Source organism: Acinetobacter sp. MYb191 (assembly GCF_037572605.1).
Classification (GTDB): domain Bacteria; phylum Pseudomonadota; class Gammaproteobacteria; order Pseudomonadales; family Moraxellaceae; genus Acinetobacter; species Acinetobacter johnsonii.
The window spans coordinates 404,305-420,120 of sequence record NZ_JBBGZP010000021.1; the positions used below are offsets into that span (position 1 = coordinate 404,305).

Below are 15,816 nucleotides of genomic sequence, written 5' to 3' on the forward strand. Positions count from 1 at the left end.
ATGTAAAATTTAATTCCGTATCTACGCTTTTTTACAAACGCATAAAATCATTGAATAGTGCCAAAAGCATCATACTTCCGAGCAATACCATACCAATTTTTAAACCAACCAATTGTATTTGTTCAGAAACAGGTTTACCACGTATTAGTTCTATAAAATAATAGACCAAATGTCCACCATCAAGCATAGGAATAGGCAATAAATTTAATATCCCTAAACTTACACTCATCAGTGCCATAAATGAGATAAAAGTTTGCCAACCCATTTCCGCACTTTGTCCTGCGACTTTGGCAATCGTAATCGGTCCTGATAGGTTGTCTAGACCAATCAAACCGCGTACCATTTTCACAATCGAGTTCAAAATCATACTCGACAGTTGACCGGTTTTATCCACCGCCATCATGAAGGCTTCAGCAGGATTATATTGTATCGTTTGTTTATATTCTGTAGGAATACTGATTTTCCCAGGGTCACTTTGTACACCTAAGACACCAGAAACCTTGCCCATATTGTCACGCTTACCTTGCGGCATCACCTCAAGTTGTACCAATTGATTTTGGCGAAGCACATCAATTTTTAACAATTTCTCAGGCGAGGCTTGAACCACTTGTACCACATCAAACCAATCATTCATCTTGATGCCATCAATCGCGACAATTTTGTCACCTTGTTGCATACCCTGACGAATGGCTGCACCATCTTCGCTCAACTTAGTCACAACCGCAGGAATTTTTGGTCGATAAGGCGTAAAACCCAGAACATCAAGCGGAGACTGTGTTTGATCTTTCAAGAAGTTTTGAATAGGCAAACTAAATGTCTTAACTTGTCCCGCACGTTCGGCCTGAATTTGGATTGATCCCGTTTCACCTACACGGTCAACCAAGGCAAAATTCAATTTTTCCCAAGTGGGTGTCGTTAAGCCATCAACAGCGGTAATTTTATCGCCCACTTGCATTTGAACTTGTGCTGCAGGTGTATTAGGTACTACTTTACCCACACGTGTATTCAATTGCTCTTGTGCAGGTAAAAATAAAATCCAAAACAGTAAAATGGCGAATGCCAAGTTAATCAATGGGCCAGCTGCAACAATTGCGATACGCTTCCAAGGTGACTGACGATTAAATGCTTTGGGCGCATCCTCTTCAGCAACATCACCTTCACGCTCATCCAGCATTTTGACATAACCACCCAAGGGCAATGCCGAAAGCTGATATTGAATACCTGACTTTTTAGAGGTCCACTTTAAAACCGTTGGTCCAAAACCAATGGAATAAACTAAAACTTTTACGCCCAATTTACGCGCAACAAAATAGTGCCCAAACTCATGTATTGCAATAAGTGGGCCTAAAAGCAAAATTGCCGCAACAATCATAAACAAGGCGCTCATGCTTAAATTCCTATATTCACCACATATTGCTGAGCAACATGACGTGCGTTTTGATCGGCTTCTAAAATAACATCAAGTTGTGTTGCTGCTTGATGTGGGATGGTATTCAAAGTGTGTTCAACAATAGTAGGAATATCCATAAACCCCACCTGTTGATTTAAAAATGCAGCAACAGCAATTTCATTGGCTGCATTTAAAATCGCTGGGGCTGTACCCCCAGTTTTCATCGCTTGGCGTGCCAAGCTTAATGCTGGGAATCGATGTATATCAGGCGCTTGAAAATCCAACTGATGATTTTTAAATAAATCTAAAGCTGGAACATGGGTTTGAATACGCTCAGGCCATGCCAACGCATGTGCAATCGGCGTACACATATCAGGATTTCCCATTTGTGCTAAAGTTGAACCATCCACATATTGCACCATGGAATGAATAATACTCTGCGGATGCACAACTACTGTAACAAAATGTTCTTCGATTGAAAAAAGATGACAAGCTTCAATTAGCTCTAACCCTTTGTTCATGAGGGTCGCCGAATCAACCGAAATTTTCTGCCCCATGGACCAATTAGGATGTTTACACGCCTGCGCAGGCGTTACATTATGTAATTCATCTAAACTATGTTTTAGAAATGGCCCGCCGGATGCGGTCAAAAGAATACCAGAAACTCCAAGTTTCGGCTGTCCGTGACGCTCAGCTTGTAAATAGGTCTGCGGCAAGCATTGGAAAATTGCATTATGCTCAGAATCTACAGGAAGCAAAAGAGCCTGATGGTCATGAGCAGCCTGCATCATGATGTCACCCGACATCACCAACGCTTCTTTATTTGCCAAAAGGACACGCTTTCCTGCTTTTACCGCTGCTAGCGTCGGTATTAAACCTGCCGCGCCAACAATAGCCGCCATTACCACATCCACTTCCGGATGTTCAGCAACTGCAATGAGACCTGCCTCATCCGCCAAAATTTCAATGTTTTGTAAATTGGCTGCGACTAGAAGCTGGCGCAGTTCATCCACTTTAGCTTGAGGTACAACTGCAATTTTAGGTTGAAACTGCTGACAAATATCAACAAGTTCTTGCATCCGACTATGTGCCGTAACAGCAAACACAGAGTAGCTTTCAGCATGTTGTTGCAATATTTTTAAGGTGCTCTGCCCAATCGAACCCGTCACACCCAAAATACAAACAGATTGAGACATTTACAAATCTACGCCAATAAGTTTTAACACATATACACCCGCAGCAAAGATAGGTGCAGCAGCCAGTAGCGAGTCAATGCGATCCAGTACCCCACCATGCCCTGGCAAAATACGACCCGAGTCTTTAATTCCAGCCCGACGTTTAATCATAGATTCAAACAAATCACCGAGCACCGAGCTAAATACAGTCACTACAGATAAGATAAGAAATAACAAATGCTGTGCGTACGTTAAGTCTAAATAGAGGATTTCAACAGCGACCACGATGATCATGGCAGTAATCACACCACCATAAAGCCCTTCCAACGATTTATTTGGACTCACTTCAGGTGCAAGTTTACGCTTACCCAGTTTACGCCCAACAAAATATGCCCCGCTGTCAGCCCCCCAAACCAATAAAAACAGGTACATTAGCCACCATGGAGACATCTTCCAGAGTGCAAAAATAGCGGTCACAGCTGAAGATATCAGAACAATACCAACCACCTTAAGGGTTGAATTATACCAAGCATCATAATTCGGGTAGGATTTAACCCAATACAGGCTTAGCAGCCAACATAGGATAGAGGCAGCCCAAAGTAGAAGTGCAATGTCGTTAAAGTATAAGGCAAGTGTAGCGAGGCCAGCACTTAGTAAACCAAAACCCCATGCTAGAGGTTTATTAACATTTTTTGTTGTACGGGGCATGAGTTTAAACCACTCATAGCCTGCAACCCCTGCCGCAATAATCATCAGCACAAACATTGGATAGTGTGACTGGGTTGCAAACATACAACTCAGTACAACGGCCACCAAAACCAATGCGGTTATAATCCGCTCTAACATTTATTAGTTCTCAATTTTATCTTGTAGAATTTGTTCCGTCGTTTTCCCGAAACGACGTTCACGCCCACCAAATACAGCCAAGGCGTCATCAAACTCTTCTACACTGAACTCTGGCCAAAGAGTTGGAGTGAAGTAAAGCTCTGCATAAGCTGCTTGCCACAACATAAAGTTCGATAAACGAAAATCCCCACCAGTACGAATCAATAGATCCACAGCAGGTAAATCGCTCAAACTAACGTATTGGCCAAAAACATGTTCATCAATTTGCTCAGGATCTAACGATTGAGATTGAACAGCAAGTGCAATCTGCTTAGCCGCATGAGCCATATCCCACATTCCACCGTAACTAATTGCGATGGTCAAAGTCATCTTGTCGAAATTAGCAGTGTCTTGTTCGGCATGCAACATTAAGTCACGCAATTGCGGGGATAATTTAGAACGATCACCAATAAAGCGTAAAGACATTTGATATTGATGCATACGAGGTAACTGTTCATGAATCGTGTCTTCCAACAATTTCATGAGCAAATCAACTTCAGCTTGAGGGCGCTTCCAATTTTCACTCGAAAAAGCAAAAACGGTTAATGCTTGAATATTTCTTTTTCGACAATGCTCAACAATCGGGTCCAGGACATTTTTTCCTTCACGGTGACCATCACCCTTTTGCATTGCATTTTTTTTGGCAAAACGATTGTTGCCATCCATGATGATGGCAACATGTTTTGGAAGAGTAAGCTTATCTTCTGAATCGGTCATTATACAAATTAGACCTTCAACAACTCAGCTTCTTTATTCGCAAGACGTTTGTCGATTTCAGCAACAAACTTATCTGTGATTTTTTGAATATCATCAGATGCACGACGTTCATCATCTTCAGAAATTTCTTTTTCTTTCAACAATGCTTTGATGTCGCCCAGTACATCACGGCGAATATTACGTACTGCAACTTTTGCATTTTCAGCTTCGTTACGCGCAACTTTCTGCATGTCACGGCGTGTTTCTTCCGTCAATGCAGCCATTGGAACACGAATCGCATCAGCTGTAATTGGGTTTAAGCCCAAATCTGATTCACGGATGGCTTTATCAATTGCCGCAACCATCGTGCGCTCAAATGGCTGAATCAACAAGGTACGCGAGTCTTCAACACCCACGTTTGCCACTTGGTTTAATGGCACATCTGAGCCATAGTAAGGAACCATTACCCCGTTTAAGATAGATGGATGCGCACGTCCTGTACGAACCTTGGCAAAACCGTGTTCTAACGAGTCAAGTGACTTGTTCATACGGTCTTCTGCGTCTTTTTTAAGATCGTTAATCATGTGATCTTCCTTACTTAATTCGAAAAGATATAAATTCTAAAATAGCGTGTAGTATAAAGAGCTTTCGAGGTCACGTACATTAGTTCGTTACGTGAGTACCCTCTTTTTCGCCCATAACCACTGAAAGCAATGAACCAGCTTTGTTCATGTCAAAGACTTGAAGCGGTACATTGTGGTCACGACATAAACAAATCGCTGTTAAATCCATCACACCCAATTTCTCATCTAACACTTGGTCAAAAGTTAAGGTGTCATATTTAACGGCATCATCGTATTTGCTTGGGTCTTTGTTGTAGACACCATCAACTTTCGTTGCTTTTAGGATCAGGTTGGCTTCAATCTCGATACCACGTAAGCATGCTGCTGTATCTGTGGTAAAGAACGGGTTACCTGTACCTGCGACAAACACACAAACTTCACCTTGTGTTAGATGACGAATGGCATCACGGCTTGAGTATGATTCAACTACAGCACCAATTGGCAATGCTGACATCAAACGCGTTTTGATATTACGACGTACCAAAGCATCACGTAATGCCAAACCATTCATCACGGTTGCAAGCATACCCATTTGGTCACCGGTTACACGACCAACCAAACCATCTTTTTGTAATTGACTACCGCGATATAAGTTACCACCACCCACAACGATCCCGACTTGCACACCCAAACCCACTAAATGCGCAATTGCCAAAGACATTTGATCAAGTACTTGAGCATCAATACCCATATCTTTATTTCCAGCCAATGCTTCGCCAGAAAGTTTCAGTAAGATGCGTTCAAAACGTGGTTTTTTAGAATCCAACATCGCAATAACTCCAATATCTAAATTTTAAAATTTTATTTGTGTCTTAATTCGATTTAATCGAAATCAATTGTGCGTAGAGGTCATATTCATCTGCATCGGTAATTTCGACTTCTAACAAATCGCCTGATTTAATCTGGCTTTTATCAATATCTTCCACAAAGACATTGCCATCAATTTCAGGAGCATCTGCGTATGAACGTGCAATCGCAACGGGGAATTCTTCATCCAGCTCATCGACCAGCACCGTCATTTTCTGACCAACACGCTTTTGAAGTTTTGCAGCAGAAATCGCCTGTTGCACTTCCATAAAGCGTTCATAACGCTGTTGCTTAATCTCTTCAGGCACGTGATCTGGCAAGTCGTTTGCTGTTGCACCTTCAACAGGTGAATAGGTGAAGCAGCCTACGCGATCAAGTTGTGCTTCTTTCAACCACTCAAGTAAGATCTCAAAATCTTCTTCAGTTTCGCCTGGGAAACCCACAACGAAAGTTGAACGAATCACCAAGTCAGGACATTTTTCACGCCACAGCTTTAAACGCTCAAGTGTATTTTCACTATGCGCAGGTCGTTTCATTAGTTTTAAAACTTTTGGGCTGGCATGTTGGAATGGAATATCCAAATAAGGCAAAATTTTACCTTGTGCCATCAAGTCAATCACTGCATCCACATGTGGATATGGATAGACATAGTGCAAACGCACCCAAATACCCAGTTGACCTAAGGCCTCACACATGTCATAGAACTTCGTCTTAACAGGTTGACCATTCCAAAAGTCTAATTTGTATTTGGTATCGAGGCCGTAAGCAGAAGTATCTTGGGAGATAACGAGTACTTCTTTTACACCGGCACGTTTAAGCGCAGCCGCTTCTTCTAAAACAGAACCGACTGGGCGAGACACTAAGTCACCACGCATACTTGGAATAATGCAGAAGGTACAACGATGGTTGCACCCTTCTGAGATTTTTAAGTACGCATAATGCTTCGGCGTTAAACGAATCCCTTGTTCTGGAACAAGGTCAATAAATGGGTTGTGTTTTGTTGGCTCAGGCACGTATTGGTGCACGGCTTCCATCACTTCTTGATATGCAGCCGCCCCTGTCACTTTTAAGACATTTGGGTGCATTTGGCGAATTTTGTCTTCGTCTTTACCTAGGCAGCCCGTAACGATTACACGACCGTTCGCACTCATGGCTTCGCCAATGGCATCTAAAGACTCTTGCACTGCAGATTCAATAAAACCACAGGTATTTACAACAACTAAATCCGCACCATCATAATCTGATGCTACATCATAACCTTCAGTCTTCAACTGAGTTAAAATTCGTTCGGAATCAACCAATGCCTTAGGACAACCTAAAGAAACAAAACCGACTTTGGGGGATTTCATGAATCTGCGCTCCACTAGAATGCGCGTATTGTATGTCTTTTCTGTTTATAAAAACAGATCGATTCCACACTCTTTGTTTAATGCACCAAAATAAAACCAACACTGTAGTAGAATCAGTATAACGCACCATTTTAAGTCACTTTCAGTTTACTTGATTTTTAGAATCCGCTATATCTTTAGCTAATCGTTCATTTACAGCGCATTCCGCAAAAAAAGTGTGCTCATTTCACTATACAAAATCAAAGTTGGCGTGCATTTTGCTTTATTTGCATCAATTCAGTCCGCTATTTGGAACGGTTAATGCTTTATCAAGATGCCATTGCGCTATTTTAATACAGGATACATTCGCTAATGGATCACCCTATTTCTATCGACTATCGCCTTTTAGTGGACAATTTGACCACTGCGATTTTATTGGTCGACAGTAAATTAAATATTTTTTACTTAAATTCCTCTTGCGAAGCATTATTTGATATCAGTCTTTTACGTGCCTCTGGCCAACCTGCGCTTAATTTACTCCATGCACCCAATGATGAGTTCAATACAGAAGAAGCACTTCTCAATACTCTAAACTCGGGACAACACTACACCCGTCGTGAAGCCATTATAAAGGTCAACTTTAAAGATATTCATGTTGACTATACCGTGTCACAGCTAAATTCAAATAAACCCTATCATCCTTTGCTTTTAATTGAGATCAATCCGATTGATCGGATGCTCAAAATTTCCAAGGAAGAAAATTTCTTACAACAACATCAAGTCGCACGCCAACTGATTCGCGGTGTTGCACATGAAATTAAAAATCCGTTGGGCGGAATTCGCGGCGCTACACAACTGTTAGCGCGTAGCCTCAATGATCCGCAATATAGCGAGTTCACAGACATTATTATTAGTGAAGTCGATCGCTTACGTAATTTAGCAGATACCATGCTTGGTTCTCGTCAGCTTCCAAGTTATGAATTGGTCAATGTACATGAGCCTTTAGAGCGCGTTCGCTCACTCATTACCAACCAAACCAAAAAGAAAATTAAGATCACCCGTGATTATGATTTGTCATTACCTGAAGTCATGGCCGATCGTGATCAGTTGATACAAGTCATGTTGAACATTAGCGTCAATGCTGTGCAAGCCATGACTGAAAATAAAGAGTTCTTTGTCGACCACCAACCTGAACTAATGTTACGCACCCGTATTCAACGTTTAGTGACCATCAATGGTGTACTGCAACGCTCCGTGGTGAGGATTGATATCGAAGACAATGGTCCAGGCGTTCCAGAAGAAATTTTAGAATCCGTATTTTACCCACTGGTCACGGGTCGTGCTAAAGGCACAGGACTGGGTTTAAGTATTGCGCAAAATATTATGCATCAACATAACGGAATGATTGAATGCCAATCTGTTCCCGGAAAAACTACTTTTAGCTTATATATACCTTGGGAGTTAAACCATGTCGCGAAATAAAATATGGGTAATTGATGACGATCGCGCCATGCGCTGGGTGCTGGAAAAAACGTTCAAAGAAGAAGGTTTTGACGTCACAAGTTTTGAAGAAGCTCAATCCGCCCTAGACCAGCTCAGTTTAGATGCACCCGATGTGATCTTGACCGATATTCGCATGCCGGGCATCGATGGCTTAACTTTTTTAGCGAAAGTTAAAGCTAACTACCCTGACTTACCTGTCATTATCATGACGGCTCACTCCGACCTAGAGTCTGCTGTTTCAAGTTATCAAACAGGCGCATTTGAGTATTTACCCAAGCCTTTTGATATTGATGAAGCCTTAGCCTTGGTGAATCGTGCGATTTTGCATATCACCAAAATGCAGCAGCAAGAATCGGCAAAAACCGTACAACCGATTCAATCGACCGAAATCATTGGCGAGTCTCCTGCTATGCAGGAAGTCTTCCGCGCGATTGGTCGTTTGTCTCAGTCACACATTACAGTGCTGATTAATGGTGAATCTGGCACAGGTAAAGAGTTGGTTGCGCATGCTTTACACCGCCACTCACCACGGAGCAGTAAACCTTTTATTGCGCTCAATATGGCCGCGATTCCAAAAGACCTAATTGAAACAGAGCTTTTTGGTCATGAGAAAGGTGCATTTACAGGGGCAAATACACAACGCCAAGGTCGCTTTGAACAAGCCAATGGCGGAACGCTGTTTTTAGATGAAATTGGTGATATGCCTTTTGAAACACAAACGCGCTTACTGCGTGTCCTGGCTGATGGCGAGTTTTACCGTGTCGGTGGTCATATTCCAGTAAAAGTAGATGTCCGTATTGTCGCGGCAACGCACCAAGACTTAGAAAAACTGGTACATGATGGTCGCTTCCGTGAAGACTTATATCACCGTCTGAACGTGATTCGCATTCACATTCCAAAACTGGCGCATCGTAGCGAAGACATCCCGATGTTGGCGCAGCACTTCTTGGCACGCGCAGGCAAAGAATTAGGTGTCAGCCCTAAAATCCTTCGCCCTGAAACGCAAGAATATATGCAACAGTTACCTTGGCAAGGAAACGTACGTCAACTCGAGAATACCTGCCGCTGGTTAACAGTCATGATTACAGGGCGTGAAGTTTATCCTGAAGACCTTCCGTCAGAACTGAAGCAAATTCCAATTACCCGCTCAGGTGAAGATGCACAAGCCGCGCATAACTTAGATCGCATTGCGGTGCATCATTGGGACGAGTTATTGGGTCAATGGGCTGTGCAAAAGCTGAAAAATGGCGAGATGAAAATTCTCGATATCGCCACCCCAATGTTCGAACGCACATTGATCATTGCTGCGCTGCAACAAACCCGTGGCCGTAAACGGCATGCGGCTGAGTTACTCGGTTGGGGGCGCAACACCCTTACGCGTAAACTCAAAGAACTAGGTATGGATACCGCGGATGATGAAAGTGAAGAAGAAGTTTTAGAAAACTAAAAGCAGATTCCGCCCCATAACCAACTCAAAATAAAAGCGCCGCAATGGCGCTTTTATTTATTAAGCCGTAAAACCCAAATAACGTGAATAACCTTCAACACCTAGTGGTGCTTTTAACATTATAAATTTTGGGTAACTGGCTTGGGTTAACTCTTCAAACATAATCACTTGATCATCATGCGCATGGAGATCATCAACACTGCGCTGCATGGTCGCTTCAAATTCATCTGTGATATATTCGAAACCAATGTCCATCGCAATAAATAAGGTATGTTCACAAGGCTGAACGTATTGTTCCTGAGACCAATCAATTACCTGTTGTTGGCAGTGTGGGCACGCTACAGGATCTGTCGCTTCACAGTCTAGTGGGATCAATTGATAAGTCATAATTTAGCTTTTAAACAAAGATGCTGCGAAGTTTAGCATAGGATAAAGTGCCTAGAATAATCATGTCGACTTTAGAAAAAGCCATTGCACTGGCTACAACCCAACATGCTGGCCAACTCGATAAGGGCGGACAAGCTTACATCTTGCATCCACTACGCCTCATGTTGCAATTTTCCAATCCCACCCTACAAATCATTGCCGTGTTGCATGACATTTTGGAAGACACCTCAACGACTGCTGAAGACTTAGAAGCGCTTGGCTTTAGTGCCGAGATCATTCAATCCATACAAGCACTGACCAAACAAACAGGTGAATCACGTTTGGAAGCGGCCAAGCGCACTGTATTAAACCCTCTTGCAACCCAAATGAAATATGTCGATGTACTCGATAATATGAACCTTTCGCGCATAAACAACCCAACAGCACACGACTTTGCACGGCTTGAAGAATATAAAGTAGTGCTTGAAATACTCAAACAAGCGAAAACACTGTGAAACCCTTTGAATAACCGAGTATTTTCAATTAAATCTCTACAATTTCAAAATTGACAAACTGCAACGATCACTTTTTAATTAAGCCTATCGTTGCACAAATGGACATCGTGAATGTTAAGCGATTTAGATGATTTTTATTGTTTTGCTCAAGTGGTTGAACATGGTGGTTTTAGCGCAGCCGAACGCGCAACAGATATTCCCAAATCCAAACTCAGTCGACGTGTGTATAACCTCGAAGAGCGCTTGGGTGTACGCCTAATTCAACGCAGCTCTCGACACTTCGCCGTGACCGATATTGGCATGAACATTTACCGTCATGCGCAAGTGATGATGAATGCTGCACAAGCTGCACACGATTTGGTCGATCATCTCAGTTTACAACCGCGCGGTGTCATTAAACTCAGCCTGCCAGTATCGATTGCACAAAACGAAATTGCACGTATTTTACCGAGCTTCTTAAAAACCTATCCCGAAATTAAAGTACAAATGATGGTGACCAATCGCCGTGTGGATATTATAAACGAAGGTTTTGATATTGCCCTTCGCGTCCGCTCCAATCTAGACGATGATCCAAGTTTGGTGATTCGTAAATTTGAAAATATCGAGCAGCATTTATTTGCCAGCCAAGCCTACTTAAATGAATTTGGTGAACTGAAACAACCTGAAGATTTAAGCCAACATCATATACTGAGTATGGTTGATGAGCATTTAGATCAACATATCATCGTGCATAATGATGCGCAGCAACAAAAGAAAATACGCGTCAATCCTGTCGTGATGGGGTCTGATTTGAGTATGTTGGCTCAACTGGTCCGTAAGAACTGCGGTATTGCCTTACTTCCAGACAGCATCGTACAAGATATGGTGAAAAGTGGTGAATTGGTTCGTGTACTGCCCGACTGGAAAGCACCACACGGTATTTTTCACGCTGTGTATCCTTCACGTCGTGGTTTACTGCCTGCTGTCCGTGTGTTTATTGACTATTTAATTGAACACCTTAGCTCAAATAAATCACTTTAAACCCTACACATGCTCAATGACATTGAGCCAATCCATTAGACAAAAAAAAGAGCTTAACCGAGGTGGATAAGCTCATAAACTTTCAAAATAAAAAACTACAGCGAGTATCTTGGAAACAATTTTAGTGACAAAATAAAGTCTAGGCCAATAGCTTACATGTATAAGTTTTAATCATATAATATCAAAAACCCGATAAATAAAAGGTTTCAAAAATATCAGTTATTGATTTTAAGACTTAATTTAGCTTTTAGGCCACAAAGCTAGACCAAAGTCTAAAATTTAATCACCTACAAAACATCAACTTAAATTTCTGGATAAGTGCCCGTACCTTCAGGCCAAGGTGATAGTAACTCAAAACCTGTTTCAGTCACGAGTACCATATGCTCCCATTGCGCAGTTAAAGACTTATCGGCAGTCACGACTGTCCAACCGTCCTTGAGCTCTTTGACATGTGCTTTGCCCATATTAATCATCGGTTCAATCGTGAACACCATGCCCGCTTTAAGCTGCATCCCCTTACCTGGTTGACCATAGTGCAATACGCTTGGCTGTTCGTGATAAACCTTGCCGATACCATGACCACAATACTCGCGTACCACACTATAACCTTCACGGTGCGCAACTGTTTGAATGGCATAACCAATATCACCCAACGTTGCACCTTGCTTCACAGCATGAATACCTGCAACCATCGCCTCATAAGTCGTATCGACTAGCTTTTTGGCTTCCGGTTTCACTGTACCCACATAGTACATACGACTGGTATCACCAAAGTAGTCATCTTTAATAATCGCCACATCAATATTAATAATATCGCCATCTTTGAGTACAACATTCGGCGATGGAATACCGTGACAGACTACTTCATTTGGAGAAATACAGGTGGTTTTGGTATAGCCATGATAACCAATATTGGCAGGCGTCACTTTTAAGGTATTTACAATGAAGTCATGACAAATATCATCCAGATATTCAGTCGTAACACCCGGCTTTACATGTTCACCAATCATCGCTAAAACTTCGGCAGCCAAACGACCAGATATACGAAGTTTTTCTACATCTTGTTCAGTTTTTATGCTCACATTTAAGCCACGCATTGAAATATCCTCAATTATGAAGTCGCAAGTATAGACCTTTTCTCAATATTTTTGTTCAAACTTAAATCTTAGGGTAGCCTCCAACAACCAGCCTTTAAAAAATTTGTGTAATTTTAAAGCATTTGCACTACAACTTTTAATTTAGAAAAAATAGCACCTCAAGCTTTTAATATTTATAATTTTTCTATTTTAAAATTGATAATCAATCACATATATCAACCTATTTTTTACAAGTTGATATATTCACTTTTCATCTTATAAAAAAATTTAATACCACCCATGAAATAAATTAGCCAAAAAAACACTTATGCACTAAAATCGTCCCCTTTGTTCAACTCGATCTCCCTTTTATGACAAGTCTGCGTACTCGGGATATTGTTGCTTTGGGTTTTATGACTTTCGCACTCTTCATTGGTGCGGGCAACATTATCTTTCCACCGATTGTGGCTCAACAAGCGGGTGAGCATGTATGGCTAGCAGCTTTTGGTTTCTTAATCACTGCTGTGGGCTTACCTGTAATCACCATTATTGCGCTGTCACGTGTCGAAGGTTCGATTCAAATTTTAAGTTCACCTTTGGGTAAAATAGCCAGCCTCATTTTAACCATTACGTGTTACCTAACTGTCGGGCCACTCTTTGCGACACCACGTACTGCAACCGTTTCTTATGAAATTGGTTTTTCATCTTATCTTGGAACATCAAGCAGCAGCTTGCTGATCTACAGTGCAATCTACTTTAGTGTAGTCACCCTCATTTCACTGTATCCAAACAAGATTTTAGACACGGTTGGTTATGTACTCTCGCCACTGAAGATTTTATCTTTGGCCATCCTTGGCATTGCGGCGATGATGATTCCAACGGGTTTCGTTCCGCCAGCCATCAATAATTATGTCGACAGCCCTGTTTCTGAAGGTTTTGTAAATGGTTATTTAACCATGGACACTTTAGGTGCTTTGGTTTTTGGTATTGTGATTATTCAAGCCATTCGTTCACGCGGTGTAAGCAATCCTAAACTGATTACACGTTATGCGGTTATTGCGAGTATCATTTCTGGTATTGGATTAACTGTAGTTTATCTCAGCTTATTTAAACTTGGCCTTGGAAGCCATGAAGTCGCAGCAAATGCGAGCAATGGTGCAGTGATCCTGCATGCATATGTTCAACATGCATTTGGTGACTTAGGTTCTATTTTCCTTTCTGCCATGATTTTTATTGCGTGTATGGTCACTGCGATTGGCCTGACCTGTGCTTGTGCTGAATATTTCAGTTCGATCACTAAAATTGGCTATAAAGTTTGGGTTTTCATTCTGATTGGTTTCTCTTTCATTATTTCAAACTTAGGTTTAACCAAACTCATCGCCTTTTCTGTGCCTGTTTTAAGTGCAATTTATCCACCTGCCATTGTAGTGATTATGCTGAGCTTTGGCTGGAAATTCTTTAATCATCCTCGACGAGTGATTGCACCTGTTACAGCAGTGTCTTTGGTCTTTGGTCTTCTAGACGGTTTAAAAGTTGCAAACTTTGAACTACCTTATGCACTGACTCACTTACCTCTTGCAGAACAAAACCTTGCATGGCTTATTCCATCACTGGTGGTTTTTGCAATTGCCGTTGTAATCGACAAAGTGAAAAAGTAAGCAAAAACTGATGTTGTTAAAGTCTGGTTTTACCCAAACCTGATTTTAAGCATGATCAATATTTGTCACATTTTATCCAAATGGACACATATTGTTTCATTTCTTTCTACATCAGTTTTTGTACATACTGACACATTTTATATACACCGCTAAAGTCGTATATCAACACCTTCATATCTCTTATAAATTTAATATTAGAAAATAAAAAATTCTTTAAAGCCTGTCCTAGCAAGCCATTCATGGCATCAATATTGCTTTATACAATCTATGTATAAGCTTACATGCATCATTTATTTGTCACCTTATACGGTAACGAAATACTATTTATTCACTAAAAAAATGCTACACACATATTTTCTGATTGGTATAGCATAATTTCTCTGAAAAATAGTTGTTTTTGCTCTTGATCAACGCAAGTTTTAGCAGTACAACATTAAGAACTAATCCGACTAAACACATTGGTTTTTAGTCAAAAACTCAAGGAGGGATGGAGATGTTATCATTACATTTCAACAAGCAAGTCTTCATTAACGCTCTGAAGGCAAACAAGAATATGGTGACGTATTTAAGTACCACCATTGCCCTGATGGTCATTATGATCATGCATGGCTTAATTCAAGGTAACCTTAAAGCTGAATATTTTGCTTACGCTATCGTCGTATCATTTGCCTTTTATTTATGGGCAGTCGTCGATCAAAAATTCCGAAAGGCCACACAGTCAATTGACTAGCAAACAGGTGGATGACTAGTCATCCACCTTTGTAAAAGTATAAAAATTAGAAAAACTATAAGAACAACTTAAAATAAACCTAAAAACATTCCCCACAACAAACCCAACGTCGCCACAATTTCCCCCACAACCAATGCCATCATTGCCATCAACATAATTGATTTGGGTAAAGTCCATTTGCCTAGAACATGCGGACTACGAAATTGGTTATTGGTGTCTTGCAATAGCCCATGCACAATATAGCTCAGTATAGAGAAGCTAAAAAAGAATAAATTGATTCCCACAAACAGCATGTTCAAAGGTTCAGCCCAGACTGAAATTGCGGCCATTAACGCAATAATTAAACTTGCAGGTGCATATAACAAACTGCTGCGGTGCGCTATATCAACATAATAGTGCGCGCGAAACTGTGGTGAATGGCGAATTTGCGCATATTTCCATACCCCTGTCAGCATCCCAACAAACAGAAAAATCCCACTAAACAAAAGTGCAAATTTTACCGACATATCTAATTCAACAAACTGCATGTGTTTTCCTTTTTTATTTTCACTCTATTCTATACAGATCTACTTGACTTCAAAGTCATAGATTAGACAA

General features: G+C 41.1%; 16 protein-coding genes. 6 read left to right on the plus strand and 10 right to left on the minus strand.

What is annotated here, in order from left to right:
• Nucleotides 1–31: 31 nt before the first annotated feature.
• The 7 genes from rseP to rimO all read right to left on the minus strand — a co-directional run bounded on the left by rseP (nucleotide 32) and on the right by rimO (nucleotide 6,925).
• On the minus strand, nucleotides 32–1,387 hold the full coding sequence (gene rseP / locus WH214_RS15680) for an RIP metalloprotease RseP (protein WP_339422535.1): 1,356 nt from the start codon (nucleotides 1,385–1,387) through the stop codon (nucleotides 32–34).
• 2 nt (nucleotides 1,388–1,389) lie between these two features.
• A complete protein-coding gene (gene ispC / locus WH214_RS15685) occupies nucleotides 1,390–2,586 on the minus strand; it encodes a 1-deoxy-D-xylulose-5-phosphate reductoisomerase (RefSeq protein ID WP_339422534.1) in 1,197 nt (398 codons plus the stop codon).
• Entirely contained in the window at nucleotides 2,587–3,411 is an 825-nt protein-coding gene (locus WH214_RS15690; protein ID WP_004981939.1) for a phosphatidate cytidylyltransferase, read from the minus strand. It lies immediately after the preceding gene.
• A 3-nt stretch (nucleotides 3,412–3,414) separates the two neighbouring features.
• Nucleotides 3,415–4,167, minus strand: a complete 753-nt coding sequence (gene uppS, locus WH214_RS15695; RefSeq protein ID WP_339422533.1) for a polyprenyl diphosphate synthase — start codon at nucleotides 4,165–4,167, stop codon at nucleotides 3,415–3,417.
• A gap of 8 nt (nucleotides 4,168–4,175) precedes the next feature.
• A complete protein-coding gene (frr, locus tag WH214_RS15700) occupies nucleotides 4,176–4,730 on the minus strand; it encodes a ribosome recycling factor (RefSeq protein WP_004981941.1) in 555 nt (184 codons plus the stop codon).
• Nucleotides 4,731–4,809: 79 nt separating this feature from the next.
• Complete coding sequence (pyrH, locus tag WH214_RS15705; protein ID WP_004696558.1) at nucleotides 4,810–5,538, minus strand: UMP kinase; 729 nt, start codon at nucleotides 5,536–5,538, stop codon at nucleotides 4,810–4,812.
• Between the two features lie 43 nt (nucleotides 5,539–5,581).
• Nucleotides 5,582–6,925, minus strand: coding sequence for a 30S ribosomal protein S12 methylthiotransferase RimO (gene rimO, locus WH214_RS15710; RefSeq protein WP_339422532.1), 1,344 nt, complete (start codon nucleotides 6,923–6,925; stop codon nucleotides 5,582–5,584).
• A 351-nt stretch (nucleotides 6,926–7,276) separates the two neighbouring features.
• Here rimO and glnL point away from each other — a divergent pair, with 351 nt between their 5' ends.
• Both glnL and glnG read left to right on the plus strand, forming a co-directional pair.
• On the plus strand, nucleotides 7,277–8,386 hold the full coding sequence (gene glnL / locus WH214_RS15715; RefSeq protein ID WP_004696555.1) for a nitrogen regulation protein NR(II): 1,110 nt from the start codon (nucleotides 7,277–7,279) through the stop codon (nucleotides 8,384–8,386).
• Nucleotides 8,373–9,854 carry a nitrogen regulation protein NR(I) gene (glnG, locus tag WH214_RS15720; RefSeq protein WP_125280528.1) on the plus strand — a complete coding sequence of 494 codons (1,482 nt, stop codon included), beginning with the start codon at nucleotides 8,373–8,375 and terminating at the stop codon, nucleotides 9,852–9,854. Before glnL ends, glnG begins: the two co-directional genes overlap by 14 nt.
• Nucleotides 9,855–9,914: 60 nt before the next feature.
• Here glnG and WH214_RS15725 read toward each other — a convergent pair whose 3' ends face one another.
• Entirely contained in the window at nucleotides 9,915–10,241 is a 327-nt protein-coding gene (locus WH214_RS15725; protein ID WP_004696551.1) for a hypothetical protein, read from the minus strand.
• Nucleotides 10,242–10,303: 62 nt separating this feature from the next.
• Here WH214_RS15725 and WH214_RS15730 point away from each other — a divergent pair, with 62 nt between their 5' ends.
• Complete coding sequence (locus WH214_RS15730) at nucleotides 10,304–10,735, plus strand: phosphohydrolase (protein ID WP_339422531.1); 432 nt, start codon at nucleotides 10,304–10,306, stop codon at nucleotides 10,733–10,735.
• Nucleotides 10,736–10,846: 111 nt separating this feature from the next.
• Nucleotides 10,847–11,755, plus strand: coding sequence for a LysR family transcriptional regulator (locus tag WH214_RS15735; protein WP_004981950.1), 909 nt, complete (start codon nucleotides 10,847–10,849; stop codon nucleotides 11,753–11,755).
• A 302-nt stretch (nucleotides 11,756–12,057) separates the two neighbouring features.
• Here WH214_RS15735 and map read toward each other — a convergent pair whose 3' ends face one another.
• Nucleotides 12,058–12,852: a type I methionyl aminopeptidase gene (gene map / locus WH214_RS15740; RefSeq protein ID WP_339422530.1), complete on the minus strand. Its 795-nt coding sequence runs from the start codon at nucleotides 12,850–12,852 to the stop codon at nucleotides 12,058–12,060.
• A gap of 350 nt (nucleotides 12,853–13,202) precedes the next feature.
• Here map and brnQ point away from each other — a divergent pair, with 350 nt between their 5' ends.
• On the plus strand, nucleotides 13,203–14,489 hold the full coding sequence (brnQ, locus tag WH214_RS15745) for a branched-chain amino acid transport system II carrier protein (protein ID WP_087012341.1): 1,287 nt from the start codon (nucleotides 13,203–13,205) through the stop codon (nucleotides 14,487–14,489).
• A 493-nt stretch (nucleotides 14,490–14,982) separates the two neighbouring features.
• Nucleotides 14,983–15,219, plus strand: a complete 237-nt coding sequence (locus tag WH214_RS15750; RefSeq protein WP_004696541.1) for a hypothetical protein — start codon at nucleotides 14,983–14,985, stop codon at nucleotides 15,217–15,219.
• 68 nt (nucleotides 15,220–15,287) lie between these two features.
• Here the strand turns inward: WH214_RS15750 and WH214_RS15755 are convergent, their stop codons facing one another.
• On the minus strand, nucleotides 15,288–15,746 hold the full coding sequence (locus WH214_RS15755; RefSeq protein ID WP_339422529.1) for a hypothetical protein: 459 nt from the start codon (nucleotides 15,744–15,746) through the stop codon (nucleotides 15,288–15,290).
• Nucleotides 15,747–15,816: the final 70 nt, after the last annotated feature.

What these genes read in the sequence shown, in the direction of transcription:
- rseP (WP_339422535.1), bottom strand. Translation starts at nt 1,387, where the DNA reads ATGAGCGCCTTGTTTATGATTGTTGCGGCAATTTTGCTTTTAGGCCCA.
- ispC (WP_339422534.1), bottom strand. Translation starts at nt 2,586, where the DNA reads ATGTCTCAATCTGTTTGTATTTTGGGTGTGACGGGTTCGATTGGGCAG.
- WH214_RS15690 (WP_004981939.1), bottom strand. Translation starts at nt 3,411, where the DNA reads ATGTTAGAGCGGATTATAACCGCATTGGTTTTGGTGGCCGTTGTACTG.
- uppS (WP_339422533.1), bottom strand. Translation starts at nt 4,167, where the DNA reads ATGACCGATTCAGAAGATAAGCTTACTCTTCCAAAACATGTTGCCATC.
- frr (WP_004981941.1), bottom strand. Translation starts at nt 4,730, where the DNA reads ATGATTAACGATCTTAAAAAAGACGCAGAAGACCGTATGAACAAGTCA.
- pyrH (WP_004696558.1), bottom strand. Translation starts at nt 5,538, where the DNA reads ATGTTGGATTCTAAAAAACCACGTTTTGAACGCATCTTACTGAAACTT.
- rimO (WP_339422532.1), bottom strand. Translation starts at nt 6,925, where the DNA reads ATGAAATCCCCCAAAGTCGGTTTTGTTTCTTTAGGTTGTCCTAAGGCA.
- glnL (WP_004696555.1), top strand. Translation starts at nt 7,277, where the DNA reads ATGGATCACCCTATTTCTATCGACTATCGCCTTTTAGTGGACAATTTG.
- glnG (WP_125280528.1), top strand. Translation starts at nt 8,373, where the DNA reads ATGTCGCGAAATAAAATATGGGTAATTGATGACGATCGCGCCATGCGC.
- WH214_RS15725 (WP_004696551.1), bottom strand. Translation starts at nt 10,241, where the DNA reads ATGACTTATCAATTGATCCCACTAGACTGTGAAGCGACAGATCCTGTA.
- WH214_RS15730 (WP_339422531.1), top strand. Translation starts at nt 10,304, where the DNA reads ATGTCGACTTTAGAAAAAGCCATTGCACTGGCTACAACCCAACATGCT.
- WH214_RS15735 (WP_004981950.1), top strand. Translation starts at nt 10,847, where the DNA reads ATGTTAAGCGATTTAGATGATTTTTATTGTTTTGCTCAAGTGGTTGAA.
- map (WP_339422530.1), bottom strand. Translation starts at nt 12,852, where the DNA reads ATGCGTGGCTTAAATGTGAGCATAAAAACTGAACAAGATGTAGAAAAA.
- brnQ (WP_087012341.1), top strand. Translation starts at nt 13,203, where the DNA reads ATGACAAGTCTGCGTACTCGGGATATTGTTGCTTTGGGTTTTATGACT.
- WH214_RS15750 (WP_004696541.1), top strand. Translation starts at nt 14,983, where the DNA reads ATGTTATCATTACATTTCAACAAGCAAGTCTTCATTAACGCTCTGAAG.
- WH214_RS15755 (WP_339422529.1), bottom strand. Translation starts at nt 15,746, where the DNA reads ATGCAGTTTGTTGAATTAGATATGTCGGTAAAATTTGCACTTTTGTTT.